The sequence below is a fragment of the Pseudomonas putida genome (genome assembly GCF_028682635.1).
Taxonomy (GTDB): Bacteria; Pseudomonadota; Gammaproteobacteria; order Pseudomonadales; family Pseudomonadaceae; genus Aquipseudomonas; species Aquipseudomonas putida_AE.
This window is the reverse complement of the sequence record NZ_JANHLK010000017.1, coordinates 88,770-101,338: the sequence shown is the minus strand read 5'-3', so window position 1 is coordinate 101,338 and position 12,569 is coordinate 88,770. Positions and strand designations below refer to the sequence as shown.

General features: G+C 63.1%; 9 protein-coding genes. 7 read left to right on the top strand and 2 right to left on the bottom strand.

The window, feature by feature from the left end:
* Positions 1-63: 63 nt before the first annotated feature.
* From NPS56_RS20645 to NPS56_RS20620, 6 genes are all read left to right on the top strand, one after another.
* The gene (locus NPS56_RS20645) at positions 64-1,449 is read left to right on the top strand and encodes a UbiD family decarboxylase (protein WP_274076325.1); all 1,386 of its coding nucleotides are present in this window, start codon (positions 64-66) and stop codon (positions 1,447-1,449) included.
* Complete coding sequence (locus tag NPS56_RS20640; protein WP_274076324.1) at positions 1,446-2,084, top strand: UbiX family flavin prenyltransferase; 639 nt, start codon at positions 1,446-1,448, stop codon at positions 2,082-2,084. The genes NPS56_RS20645 and NPS56_RS20640 overlap by 4 nt, the downstream gene beginning before the upstream one ends.
* 73 nt (positions 2,085-2,157) lie before the next feature.
* Positions 2,158-3,204, top strand: coding sequence for a CobW family GTP-binding protein (locus NPS56_RS20635; RefSeq protein WP_274076323.1), 1,047 nt, complete (start codon positions 2,158-2,160; stop codon positions 3,202-3,204).
* A 245-nt stretch (positions 3,205-3,449) separates the two neighbouring features.
* Positions 3,450-4,811 (top strand): nucleobase:cation symporter-2 family protein, encoded by a 1,362-nt coding sequence (locus tag NPS56_RS20630; protein ID WP_274076322.1) that lies wholly within the window; start codon positions 3,450-3,452, stop codon positions 4,809-4,811.
* Between the two features lie 12 nt (positions 4,812-4,823).
* The gene (locus tag NPS56_RS20625; protein ID WP_274076321.1) at positions 4,824-6,212 is read left to right on the top strand and encodes an amidohydrolase family protein; all 1,389 of its coding nucleotides are present in this window, start codon (positions 4,824-4,826) and stop codon (positions 6,210-6,212) included.
* Positions 6,213-6,352: 140 nt separating this feature from the next.
* Positions 6,353-7,498, top strand: coding sequence for an XdhC family protein (locus NPS56_RS20620; RefSeq protein ID WP_274076320.1), 1,146 nt, complete (start codon positions 6,353-6,355; stop codon positions 7,496-7,498).
* A gap of 53 nt (positions 7,499-7,551) precedes the next feature.
* Here NPS56_RS20620 and NPS56_RS20615 read toward each other — a convergent pair whose 3' ends face one another.
* The gene (locus NPS56_RS20615; protein WP_274076319.1) at positions 7,552-8,835 is read right to left on the bottom strand and encodes a Zn-dependent hydrolase; all 1,284 of its coding nucleotides are present in this window, start codon (positions 8,833-8,835) and stop codon (positions 7,552-7,554) included.
* Positions 8,836-8,974: 139 nt separating this feature from the next.
* On the bottom strand, positions 8,975-10,459 hold the full coding sequence (locus NPS56_RS20610; protein ID WP_274076318.1) for an NCS1 family nucleobase:cation symporter-1: 1,485 nt from the start codon (positions 10,457-10,459) through the stop codon (positions 8,975-8,977).
* Positions 10,460-11,000: 541 nt separating this feature from the next.
* Between NPS56_RS20610 and hydA the strand changes: the two genes are divergently transcribed.
* On the top strand, positions 11,001-12,440 hold the full coding sequence (gene hydA / locus NPS56_RS20605; RefSeq protein ID WP_274076317.1) for a dihydropyrimidinase: 1,440 nt from the start codon (positions 11,001-11,003) through the stop codon (positions 12,438-12,440).
* Positions 12,441-12,569: the final 129 nt, after the last annotated feature.

The following is a 12,569-nucleotide window of genomic DNA, read 5'->3' as shown; positions in this document are numbered from 1 at the left end:
CGCATTCGCGAGCAAGCCCGCTCCCACAGGGGCCGCGCCAATCTCATTCTACGAGGTGAAACCATGACCCTCTCGACGCTCGGCGATTCTCAGGATTTTCACGATTTTCTTGACGCCTATCGCCGGCAATACCCGGACGATGTGCTCACCATCGCGCAATCCCTTAGCGCCGATCAGGACGTCACCGCCCTGGTCGACGCCCTGGCCACCCAGGGCCGCGACCCGCTGTTGATCTGCGAAAAAGTCGGCAACTTCGGCGCGCCGGTGGTCACCAACCTGTTCGCCTCCCGCACCCGCATCGCCAGGATGTTCGGCGTGCCCCCGGCGCAACTGCACGAGACTTTCCAAAACCGCGCCAACCACCCCATCGCCCCGCGCTACGTGGAAACCGGCCCGGTGCTGGATGAAATCTTCGAAGGCGAAGCCGTGGACCTCGCACTGCTGCCGATGCTCAAGCATTTCGCCAGCGACCGCGGCCCCTACATCACCAACGCGATCATCATTGCGCAAGACCCGGTCACCGGCATCGCCAACATGAGCTATCACCGCTCGATGCGCCACGCCCGGCAGACCCTCGCCACCAGCCTGCACTCGCGCGGTCACCTATGGCGCATGCTGCAAACCGCTCGCGAGCGCGGCGAGGAATTGCACGTGGCCATGGTGGTTGGCGCGCATCCGCTGTTCATGCTCGCCGCGGCGGCACGCCTGCCCTTCGGCAGCGACGAACGCGCGGTGGCCGGCGGTCTGTTGGGCGAGCCGCTGCAACTGGTCAAGACGCCCCGCTATGGCATCGGCGTGCCGGCCTTCGCCGAGTTTGTGCTCGAAGGCGCCATCGACCCGACGGCCTACGCCGAAGAAGGCCCGTTCGGTGAATTCAGCGGCTATTCCTCGGACCGCTCGACCAACAATGTGCTGCGGGTCGACACCCTGATGAGGCGCAAGGACGCCTGGCTGGTGGACGTGGTCGGCGGTCGCTACGCCGAACACCTGACCCTGGCGCGGCTGCCCCGGGAAGCGGAAATGAGCGAGAAACTCAAGGCGCGTTTCCCGGCCGTCACCGCCGTGCACTACCCCAATTCCGGCACCCATTTTCATTGCTACGTGGCCCTGGAGCAGAGCCGCGACGGCGAGGCGCGGCAGATCATGCTCGCCCTGCTCGGCTGGGACCCGTACCTGAAAACCGTGATCGCGGTGGACAGCGACATCGACATCAGCGACGACAGCCAGGTGCTGTGGGCGCTGGCCACGCACTTCCAGCCGCACCAGGACATCTTCGTCATCGATGGCTTGCCCGGCAGCCCGCTGGACCCGTCGTCCTCGGTCAACGGCACCACCTCACGCATGGGCCTGGACGCCACGCGCGGTTCGGGATTCGACGGGATCAAGGCGCAGCTGGACCAGGACGTGGTCGAGCGTGCCCGTGATCTGCTCAAGAGCTTTGAGTCATGAACCGCCAGCGCCTGGTGGTCGGCATCAGCGGGGCGTCGGGTTTCATCTACGGCGTGCGCCTGCTGCAACTGCTCGCCGAACTCGACATCGAAAGCCACCTGGTCATCAGCCGCGCCGCACTGCTGACCATGGCCCACGAAACCGACTACAAACTGGCCGACGTCACAGCACTGGCCAGCCATTACCACCGCGCCGATGACGTGGCCGCCGGGATCGCCAGCGGTTCGTTCCGCTGCCTGGGCATGGTGGTCGCGCCCTGTTCCATGCGCACCCTGGCAGAGATCGCCACCGGCACCTCATCGGGCCTGATCGGCCGCGCCGCCGACGTCACCCTCAAGGAGCGTCGCACCCTGGTGCTGATGGCCCGGGAAACCCCGCTGACCCTCGCCCACCTGCGCAACATGACGGCGGTCACCGAAATGGGCGGCATCATCGCCCCGCCTGTTCCGGCCTTCTACGCCCGCCCGCAGGACCTGGCGCAAATGGTCGACCACAGCCTCGGCCGCGTCCTCGACCTGTTCGGCCTCGACGCCGGTACGGCAACGCGCTGGCGAGAACCATCAGTCACACAAATCCCCTGTGGGAGCCAGCCTGCTGGCGATGGCGATAGATCAGTCGCCATCGTCGCTGAATGACCCACCGCCATCGCCAGCAGGCTAGCTCCCACATTTGATCGCATTTCGGCAAAACACAGGTAAGGAGCTCTACATGAACACCCCCTTCAACGCCCCAACCCCCAACACCAAGATCCCCGTGACTATCCTCACCGGCTTCCTCGGTGCCGGCAAAACCACCCTGCTCAACTACATCCTCAAGGAAAACCACGGGCGCAAGATCGCCGTGATCGAGAACGAGTTCGGCGAAGTCGGCATCGACGGCGACCTGGTGCTCAGCTCGGAAACCGAAGAAATCTACGAGATGGTCAACGGCTGCGTGTGCTGTACCGCCGAGGTCCGCGAAGACCTGGTGCGCATCGTCCGTGAGCTGGTGGCGCGGCCGGTGCGGCTCGATCACATCCTGATCGAGACCAGTGGCCTGGCCGACCCGTACCCGGTGGCCCAGAGCTTCTTCATCAACGACCCAATTGCCGATGAGGTGGAACTGGACGCCATCGTCACCATGGTCGATGCCAAGCACATCGCCCAGCACCTGGAAGACCTGCAACTCGATGGCGTGGACAACCAGGCCGTGGACCAGATCGTATGCGCCGACCGCATCGTCATCAACAAGGTCGACCTGGTCAGCGAGGCCGAAGTGGAGGCCCTGAGCAAGAAAATCCGCTGGCTCAATGCCACGGCGGAGCTGGTGACCTCCAGTTATGCCGAAATCGACCTGTCGAAAATCCTCGGCATTGGCGCCTTCGAGTCCACGCAAAAACTCATGGAGATCGGCGCCGGGCACGATCACCACGCCGATGAACATCACCATGCCCATGACGAACCCGACCATGAGCACGACCCGAGCGTGACGTCGGTCGGCATCGCCGTGGATGGCGCGGTGAACCTGGGCGACTTCCATCGCTGGATCACCAGGCTGCGCACCGAACAGGCCGACAACCTGTACCGCATGAAGGGCGTGCTGGCGGTGGCCGATCAAGACCAGCGCTACGTGCTGCAGGGGGTGCACAGCCTCGTCGAGTTTCGCGCATCAACCTTGTGGGGCAGCGAACCCCGCTCGAGCAAGATTGTGTTCATCGGCCGCGACCTGGACCGCGCGGCCTTGAACCAGGGCTTCGCCGCCTGCCTGGCAGGCTGAACAAGGCATCGGAGCCGGTGGATGGCGGTTCCGGGCACATGAATGATTGATGCCCATTTTTCAGGACGACACAAACCCTGTAGGAGCTGGCTTGCCAGCGAAAGCGGTGCGTCTGTTGGCATGGATGTCGACTGATACGCCGCCTTCGCTGGCAAGCCAGCTCCTACAGGGGATGAGGCGCACTGAAAGGGCATCAGAACGAATACCCCTCTGTACCGAATAACAACAGCTAGAGGTGATTCCCCATGTCGTCAGCCAATACCCCCGCAACATCCACCGTCCATCCCGTCGACCGGATTCTGCCGGTCCGGCAAATGCTCACCCTCGGCCTGCAGCACATGGCCGTCTCGTACATCGGCGCCATCGCCGTGCCGTTGATTGTCGCCAGCGCCCTGAAAATGTCTCACGCCGACACGGTGGTGCTGATCAGCACCACGTTGTTCTGCTCAGGCATCGCCACCCTGCTGCAAACCGTCGGCTTCTGGAAATTCGGTGTGCGCCTGCCGATCCTCCAGGGCGTGGCGTTCAGCAGCGTGGGGCCGGTGATCGCCATCGGCACCAATCCGGAGGTCGGTTTCGCCGGGGTCTGCGGGGCCGTAATAGGCGCAGGGATTTTCACCATGTTGATGGCGCCATTCGTGGGTCGATTACGCCGGTTTTTTCCGCCGGTGGTTACTGGCTGCATCGTCACCGTGATCGGCCTGCAGCTGTTTCCCATCGCCTATGAGTGGGTCGGCGGTGGTCGCCATGCCAGCGACTTCGGCGCACCGGCGTACCTGGCAGTCGCCGCCGTGGTGTTGCTGAGCATCCTGCTGGTCAACCGCTACGGCAGCCCGATGTTGCGCAACATGGCGGTGCTGGTGGGCATGCTGGTGGGCGCGGCGCTGGCTTACGGGCTGGGCATGGGAAGTTTTCACAGCGTGCAGGAGTCGCCGTGGCTCACCGTGCCCTACCCGTTCTACTTCGGCCTGCCGACCTTCAGCCTGATCCCCATTGCCACCATGGTGGTGGTGATGATCGTGCAGATGGTCGAGTCCATGGGGCTGTTCGTGGCCATCGGTGACATCGTCGAAAAACCGGTCGAAGACAAGCAGGTGATCAACGGCCTGCGCGCCAATGGCCTGGCGAGCACCATCGCCGGCATGTTCGCGGCGTTTCCGTTCATTGCCTTCATGGAAAACGTCGGGCTGGTGATCCTCACCGGCGTGCGCAGTCGCTGGGTCGTCGCCGTCAGCGGCTTGCTGATGTGCTCGGTGGCGCTGGTGCCAAAGGCCGGGGCGATCATCGCCTCGATGCCGACTGCGGCCCTCGGCGGTGCCGGGGTCGCCATGTTCGGCGTGGTCGCCGCGGCAGGGATCCAGACCCTGGCCAAGGTCGACTACGAGCGCAATCGCTACAACGTGCTGATCGTCGGCTTCACCCTCGCCGCCGCCCTGGTGCCGGTGCTGGCGCCGGCCCTGTTCAAGCAATTGCCCGAGTGGTCGCAGCCGTTCCTGCACAGCAGCGTTGTCATCGCCTGCCTGGTGTCGGTGCTGCTCAACGCCACCCTCAACGGCGTCAGCGTGCCTGATGCCGCCGCCAGCAAATCCGCCACCCACAGCCTCTGACCGGAGCCGACCATGACTCAACTGCAAAACATCCTGATCAAGAACCCGGCGGCAGTGATGACCGGCCTGCGTGGCCCACGGGCCAGGGCCGGCGCCGTGGACATCCGCATCGTCAACGGGCGTATCGCCGAAATGGCCGCAGGCCTTGAAGCGCAACCCGGTGAGCGGGTGATCGACGCGCGCCATTCGTTGGTGTATCCGGGCTGGATCAACACCCACCATCACCTGTTCCAGAACCTGCTCAAGGCCGTACCCGAAGGCCTGAACCAGGACCTGCAAGGCTGGCTGGCCAGCGTGCCCTACCCGCGCCTCAACCGCTTCACCCCGCAACTGGCGCGGATCGCCGCGCAGCTGGGCATGGCCGAATTGCTGCTGTCGGGCGTGACCACCTGCGCCGATCACCATTACCTCTACCATGCCAACGGCACCACCGAGACCGGTGACCTGCTGTTCGACATGGCCGAAGCATTCGGCCTGCGTTTTGTCCTGTGCCGGGGCGGCGCGCTGGAGTCGGCCAGCGCGCATCCGGGGTTCTCGAAAACCGCGCTGCAACCGGAAACCCTCGAGCAGATGGTCGGTGACATCGAACGGCTCAAGTCGCGCTATCACCAGGACACCCCGGACGCCCTGCGCCGGGTGGTGGTCGCGCCGACCACGCCGACTTTTTCGCTGCCACCGACGCTGCTGCGGGAACTGGCCCACACCGCCCGTGGCCTCGGCTTGCGCCTGCACACGCACCTGTCGGAAACGCAGAACTATGTGAATTTCTGCCGCGAGAAATACAACTGCCTGCCGGTGGAATTCGTCGCCGAACACGAATGGCTCGGCCCGGACGTGTGGTTCGCCCACGCCGTCCACCTGCAACCCGGTGAAATCCGCATGCTCGCACAAACCGGCACCGGCATTTCCCACTGCCCGGTGAGCAATGCGCGCCTGGGCAGCGGCGTGGCGCCAGTGCCGCAGATGTTCGAGGCCGGGGTGCCAATTTCCCTTGGCGTGGATGGCGTGGCGTCCAACGAGTCCGGGAGCATGGTCGGCGAAGCCAACACTGCGTGGCTGATTCACCGGGCGGAGCAAGGCGCCTCGGCGACCACCGCCGAAGATGTCATCCACTGGGGCACGGCCGGCGGCGCGCAGGTGCTGGGGCTGGGGGCGGTCGGCACGCTTGAGATCGGTCAGGCGGCGGACCTGGTGGTCTACGGTCTCGACCACCCGCGCTTCTTCGGTTTCCACGACATCGCCGTGGCGCCGGTGGTGGCCGGTGAGCCGATTGCGGTGAAGTACAGCCTGGTCGGCGGCCGGGTGGTGGTCGATGACGGCGTGATCCCGGGGCTGGATGTGCAGCGGATGCGGGCCGAGGCGTGGGAGGGAGTGCGGCAGTTGATGAAGGTAGACGACTGACCTACCACCCCAAATCCCCTGTAGGAGCTGGCTTGCCAGCGAAAGCGGTGTGTCAGTTAGCAGAGATGTTGCCTGACCCGCCGTCTTCGCCGGCAAGCCAGCTCCTACAAGGGATCTCCGTCATTTTCGGGAGCGATTGCATGTCCGGCCTCAACGAACTCTTGCAAGCCATCGACACCGCCGCCCAGGCCGGCGAAGAAACCATCCTCGCCACCGTGGTCAAGGTCGAAGGCTCGGCCTATCGCCGTCCCGGTGCGCGGATGCTCATTCCCTTGCACGGTCGCACCGTCGGCACCGTCAGCGGTGGTTGCCTGGAGCAGGACCTGGCAAAAAAAGCCTGGTGGCTGACCGACTCCGGCGAACCGCTGGTGCGCCGCTACAGCACCGGCGCCACCGAGGACGAAGACGATGAGCAAAGCGCCCTGACCTTTGGCCTGGGTTGCAACGGCACAGTATTCGTCTTGCTCGAGCGCCTGCGCGCAAAATCCCCTGCACCGGCCATCGAACTGCTGCGCCGGGTGCGCGACCGTCAGCAACCGGCCGCCATGGCCACGGTGATCGGCACCTCTCGTTATGCCAGTGTCCGGGTCGGTGACCGCTTGCTGTCCGACACCGTGGGAAGCCTGCGCAACCTGCAATTGACCCATGGGATTCGTCGTGACCTGCACAAGACACTGACGCAGAAAAAGTCCTCGACACGGCTCTACAGCGACGCCCGTGGTGAGGTCGAGGTGTTTTTCGAGTACATCGCCCCGCCGCCGCGCCTGGTGATTTTCGGCGCCGGTCACGACGCACAGCCGCTGGTGCGCATGGCCAAACTATTGGACTGGCACGTTAGCGTCGTCGACAGCCGCAGCCACTTCGCCCGCGCCGAACGTTTCCCGCAAGCCGACGCCGTGGTCTTCGCCAGCCTCGACAACCCGTTGGACCTGTCCCCGCTGATCGATGGCGCCTTTGTGGCGGTGATGACCCACAGCTACCGCCAGGACCGGCACTGGCTTGGGCTGGCCCTGCAAGCCTCGCCCGCCTACCTCGGCCAACTCGGCCCCAGGGAGCGCACCGAACGCCTGCTGGCCGAAATCGGCCTGGGCACCTCAGCGCTGCACTACCCGATGGGTCTCGACCTGGGTGGCGATGCGCCGCAGAGCGTGGCGCTGGCGATACTCGCCGAGATGACGGCGGTGATGAGCCAGCGCCAGGGCGGGATGCTCAGGCATCGGAGCAAACCGATTCATCAGGTGGATCTGGTGGTCAGTGAAAAGCTTGAGCAGGCGACAAGCGTTTGATGATCAGGAAATCGCAGCCTGCAGCTGCTGCCGCAGGCTCGATCCTTTGCGTTTCAAGCAGCCTTCGCCCCCTTGGCCACCGCTGCCGAAGCCGCCAGCATCGCCCGCAACAACACCGCACACCCAGCCGCCAGGTCATCCGGGTTGGCATTCTCGATCTCGTTGTGGCTGATGCCGCCTTCGCACGGCACGAAGATCATCCCGGCCGGTCCCAGCTCGGCCAGGAAGATCGCGTCGTGCCCTGCGCCGCTGACGATATCCATGTGCGAAAGGCCCAGCCCTTGCGCCGCACCGCGTACTGCCTCAACGCAGCCCTTGTCGAAATACAGCGGCGGGAAGTCGGCGGTGGGGGTCAGTTCATAGGTCAGGCCGTGTTCTTCGCAGGTGGTTGCTATGACCTCGCGCACTTCGGCGATCATCGAGTCCAGTCGCGCCGGTTCGAGGTGGCGGAAGTCCAGGGTCATGCGCACTTCGCCGGGAATGACGTTGCGCGAGCCGGGATAGGCTTGCAGGCAACCGACGGTGCCGCAAGCGTGGGGCTGGTGACCGAGGGCAGCGCGATTGACCGCACCGACGATCACCGCGGCGCCCACCAGGGCGTCCTTGCGCAGGTGCATGGGCGTCGGGCCGGCGTGGGCTTCGACGCCGCGCAGTTTCAGGTCGAACCATTTCTGGCCGAGGGCGCCCATGACGACGCCGATGGTCTTGCGTTCATCCTCGAGAATCGGCCCTTGCTCGATATGCGCTTCGAAATAGGCGCCCACGGCGTGGCCACTGACTTGGCGGGTTCCCGCGTAGCCAATGGCATTGAGCGCTTCGCCCACCGTCACGCCCTCGGCGTCGACCTTGGCCAGGGTTTCTTCCAGGGTGAATTTTTCCGCGAACACACCGGAGCCCATCATGCACGGGGCAAAACGCGAGCCCTCTTCGTTGGTCCACACCACCACTTCCAGCGGCGCTTCGGTCTCGATGCCCAGGTCATTGAGGGTACGCAGCACTTCGACGCCGGCCAGCACGCCGAAGCAGCCATCGAACTTGCCGCCGGTGGGCTGGGTGTCGATGTGGCTGCCGGTCATCACCGGTGGCAGGTCCGGATTGCGTCCGGGACGGCGGGCGAAGATATTGCCGACGGCGTCGATGCTGACAGTGCAGCCGGCCTCCTCACACCACTTGACGAAAGTGTCCCGGGCCTGGCGATCGAGGTCGGTAAGGGCCAGGCGACACACACCGCCCTTGACCGTGGCGCCGAGCTTGGCCAGTTCCATGAGCGACTGCCACAGACGGTCGCGGTTGATGTGCTGATGGGTGGACTGCAGAACGTCTACGGCCGCGTTCATGGGGATCTCCTCAGGCTGTTCTTATGAGTTTTTCAGGCAATTCTGCGGTGTGTTTGAGGCCGCCTTCGCTGGCAAGCCAGCTCCTACAAGGGATCGCGATCACCTGTAGGAGCTGGCTTGCCAGCGAAGAGGCCCTCCCTTACACCGCAGATTTCACGACAGATGGACTGGGCCGCATCACGCACAACCCGTAATAAATCAACCCGCCAAGGGCCGAGCCGGTGAACCAGCCATAGCTGTAGAACCAGCTGAACACGTCGCTGCCCAGGGACAGCAGCGTCAACACCACCGGCACGCCGAACGCGAGAAAACCGTTCCAGTTCCACGCCGGGTACACGTCGTCGCGGTAGAGGCCGGCCAGGTCCAGCTGCTGTTTCTTGATCAGGAAATAGTCCACCACCATGATCCCGGCAATCGGCCCCAACAGACTGGAATAGCCGAGCAACCAGTTGGAATACACCGTTTCCAGGCTGACATCCGAAACAATCAGGCCAAGCTTTTTCAGCAGTTCATGGGCCATCAATGCCAACCCCACGAACCCCGTGAGCATCACCGCTTTGGTCCGGTTGATCGCCTTGGGGGCGATGTTCTGGAAGTCGTTGGTGGGTGAAACGATGTTGGCCGCGGTGTTGGTCGACAGCGTGGCGATGATGATCAGCGCCATGGCCAGCGCCACCCAGACCGGGCTCTGGATATGGCCGATCAGGGTCACCGGGTCGGACACCGTCACGCCCACCAGCTTCACCGAGGCAGCGGTCATCACCACGCCCAGGGAGGCAAACAGGAACATCGTCAGTGGCAGGCCGATGATCTGCCCGACGATCTGGTCTTTCTGGCTTTTCGCGTAGCGGCTGAAGTCGGGGATGTTCAGCGACAGCGTGGCCCAGAACCCGACCATCGCGGTCAGCCCGGCCGCGAAATAGCTGGCCACACCCGCGCCTTCTGGACGCTTGGGCGGGATCGCCAGCAGCTCGGTCATCGACACATTGGGCATGGCCCACACCAGCAACCCGACCCCCACCAGCACCAACAGCGGTGCCGAGAGGGTTTCCAGCCATTTGATCGACTCGGCGCCGCGAATCACCACCCACAGGTTCAGTGCCCAGAACACCATGAAGCCGATGACTTCGCCTGTGCCGCCCAGGGACTTCCAGCCCTCGAACACCGAGCCCAGGAACAGGTGGATCGCCAGGCCACCGAACATCGTCTGGATGCCGAACCAGCCACAGGCCACCAGGGCGCGGATCAGGCATGGGATGTTAGACCCGAAGATACCGAAGGACGAGCGCAGCAACACCGGAAACGGAATGCCGTACTTGGTGCCGGGAAAGGCGTTGAGCGTCAGCGGGATCAACACAATGATGTTGGCAAACAGGATGGCCAGCAGCGCCTCACCGACACTCAGGCCGAAATACGCCGTCAGCACCCCACCCAGGGTGTAGGTCGGCACGCAAATCGCCATGCCGACCCATAACGCCGTGATGTGCCATTTGTTCCAGGTTCTTTCACGCACCTTGGTTGGTGCAATGTCGTGGTTGTAACGGGGACTGTCGAGGACATCGCTGCCGGCTTCCAGCTCGAACAAGCCGTCGCGCTCGGTCACTTGCGATCTGATCTGTTGCATGGCCGCTCCACTGTTCTTTGAGTTATTTTTTGCTCATCGAGGGCTGGCGGCATCAATAAACGTGCCGGGTGCCCCGCTTGCGCATCGGGCAGTTCCATAAACACTCTGCAACTCACTGATGTTTATCAGTTTTATTGGGTCACCTCGGTTACTCGGCATGCCTCTCAGGCCAAATGCCCGCCAAGTTGTCCGAACAGTCAGGACTCAAACTGGTGCATCGATATTTTTTTCAAAGTCGCGCATCAACCATAGACCATCCTCAAACGGCTGATTTCACATAAGAAATCTTGACCATATTTGGATCCTGTCAAGTGCGTCAAAATGGTGAGAGGCCGCACCATTTTGCTGTTTTTTGTTTATATTTGTTATTTATCAAACAGTTAAAACAGTCATAAGCTTATAAAAAATAATCTTGCTCATTCCTATAACTAAGACTAGTTTTTATTCCTGACAGCGTTGACAGGATTAAGCCGGTTACCGCTCACGTCTATAAAACATCTAGAACCGGCATCAGCCGGTCATTGCCTGCGAGGAACTCGGAATGTCTCTGTTGATCCGTGGCGCTACCGTTGTTACCCATGATGAAAGTTATCGCGCCGATGTGTATTGCGCAGACGGCGTGATCAAGGCCATCGGCGAAGACCTCGACGTTCCCGCAGGTGCCGAGATACTCGACGGCAGCGGCCAATACCTGATGCCTGGCGGCATCGACCCGCACACCCACATGCAACTGCCCTTCATGGGCACCGTGGCCAGCGAAGACTTTTTCAGCGGCACGGCGGCGGGTCTTGCCGGCGGCACCACGTCGATCATCGATTTCGTGATTCCCAATCCGCAGCAGTCATTGATGGAGGCCTTCCATCAGTGGCGCGGATGGGCCGAGAAGTCGGCGTCCGACTACGGCTTCCACGTCGCCATCACCTGGTGGAGCGAGCAGGTTCGCGAAGAAATGGAGGAGTTGGTGATTCATCACGGGGTCAACAGCTTCAAGCATTTCATGGCCTACAAGAACGCCATCATGGCGGCCGACGACACCCTGGTGGCGAGTTTCGAGCGCTGCCTGGAACTGGGCGCGGTGCCGACCGTGCATGCGGAAAACGGTGAGCTGGTGTACCACCTGCAGCGCAAGCTCATGGCCCAGGGCATGACCGGGCCGGAAGCGCATCCGTTGTCACGCCCTTCGCAGGTGGAAGGCGAAGCGGCAAGCCGGGCCATCCGCATTGCCGAAACCCTCGGCACGCCGTTGTATCTGGTCCACGTCTCGACCAAGGAAGCCCTCGACGAAATCACCTACGCCCGCGCCAAGGGCCAACCGGTCTACGGCGAAGTGCTGGCCGGGCATCTGCTGCTGGACGACAGCGTCTATCAGCACCCGGACTGGCAGACCGCCGCAGGGTACGTGATGAGCCCACCGTTCCGTCCACGCGGCCATCAAGAAGCCCTGTGGCACGGTTTGCAGGCGGGTAACCTGCACACAACCGCCACCGATCACTGCTGCTTCTGCGCCGAGCAGAAAGCCGCCGGCAAGGACGACTTCAGCAAGATCCCCAACGGCACTGCCGGCATCGAAGACCGCATGGCGGTGTTGTGGGAGGAAGGCGTGAACACCGGGCGTTTTTCGATGCAGCAATTCGTCGCGCTGACCTCCACCAACACCGCGAAGATCTTCAACCTCTATCCGCGCAAAGGCGCGATCCGCGTCGGCTCCGATGCCGACCTGGTGCTGTGGGACCCGCAAGGTTCGCGCACGATTTCCGCCAAGACCCATCACCAGCAGGTCGACTTCAATATCTTCGAAGGCAAGACCGTGCGCGGTGTACCCAGCCACACCATCAGCCAGGGGCGCGTGGTCTGGGCCGACGGCGACCTGCGCGCCGAGCGCGGTGCCGGGCGGTACATCGAACGGCCGGCTTATCCGGCGGTGTTTGATTTGCTGAGCAAGCGGGCGGAGTTGAATCAGCCCGTTGCGGTGAAACGCTGAGAGCGGCCTGCGGCCTTTCGCGAGCAAGCTCGCTCCTACAGTTTGAAATGCATTCCCCTGTAGGAGCTGGCTTGCCAGCGAAGAGGCCGGCCCAGTCAACACAAAAACAATGCCCGACAGAGGCAGCAC

Coding starts and splice junctions, on each gene's coding strand:
- NPS56_RS20645 (WP_274076325.1), top strand. CDS start 64: ATGACCCTCTCGACGCTCGGCGATTCTCAGGATTTTCACGATTTTCTT.
- NPS56_RS20610 (WP_274076318.1), bottom strand. CDS start 10,459: ATGCAACAGATCAGATCGCAAGTGACCGAGCGCGACGGCTTGTTCGAG.
- NPS56_RS20625 (WP_274076321.1), top strand. CDS start 4,824: ATGACTCAACTGCAAAACATCCTGATCAAGAACCCGGCGGCAGTGATG.
- hydA (WP_274076317.1), top strand. CDS start 11,001: ATGTCTCTGTTGATCCGTGGCGCTACCGTTGTTACCCATGATGAAAGT.
- NPS56_RS20620 (WP_274076320.1), top strand. CDS start 6,353: ATGTCCGGCCTCAACGAACTCTTGCAAGCCATCGACACCGCCGCCCAG.
- NPS56_RS20630 (WP_274076322.1), top strand. CDS start 3,450: ATGTCGTCAGCCAATACCCCCGCAACATCCACCGTCCATCCCGTCGAC.
- NPS56_RS20640 (WP_274076324.1), top strand. CDS start 1,446: ATGAACCGCCAGCGCCTGGTGGTCGGCATCAGCGGGGCGTCGGGTTTC.
- NPS56_RS20615 (WP_274076319.1), bottom strand. CDS start 8,835: ATGAACGCGGCCGTAGACGTTCTGCAGTCCACCCATCAGCACATCAAC.
- NPS56_RS20635 (WP_274076323.1), top strand. CDS start 2,158: ATGAACACCCCCTTCAACGCCCCAACCCCCAACACCAAGATCCCCGTG.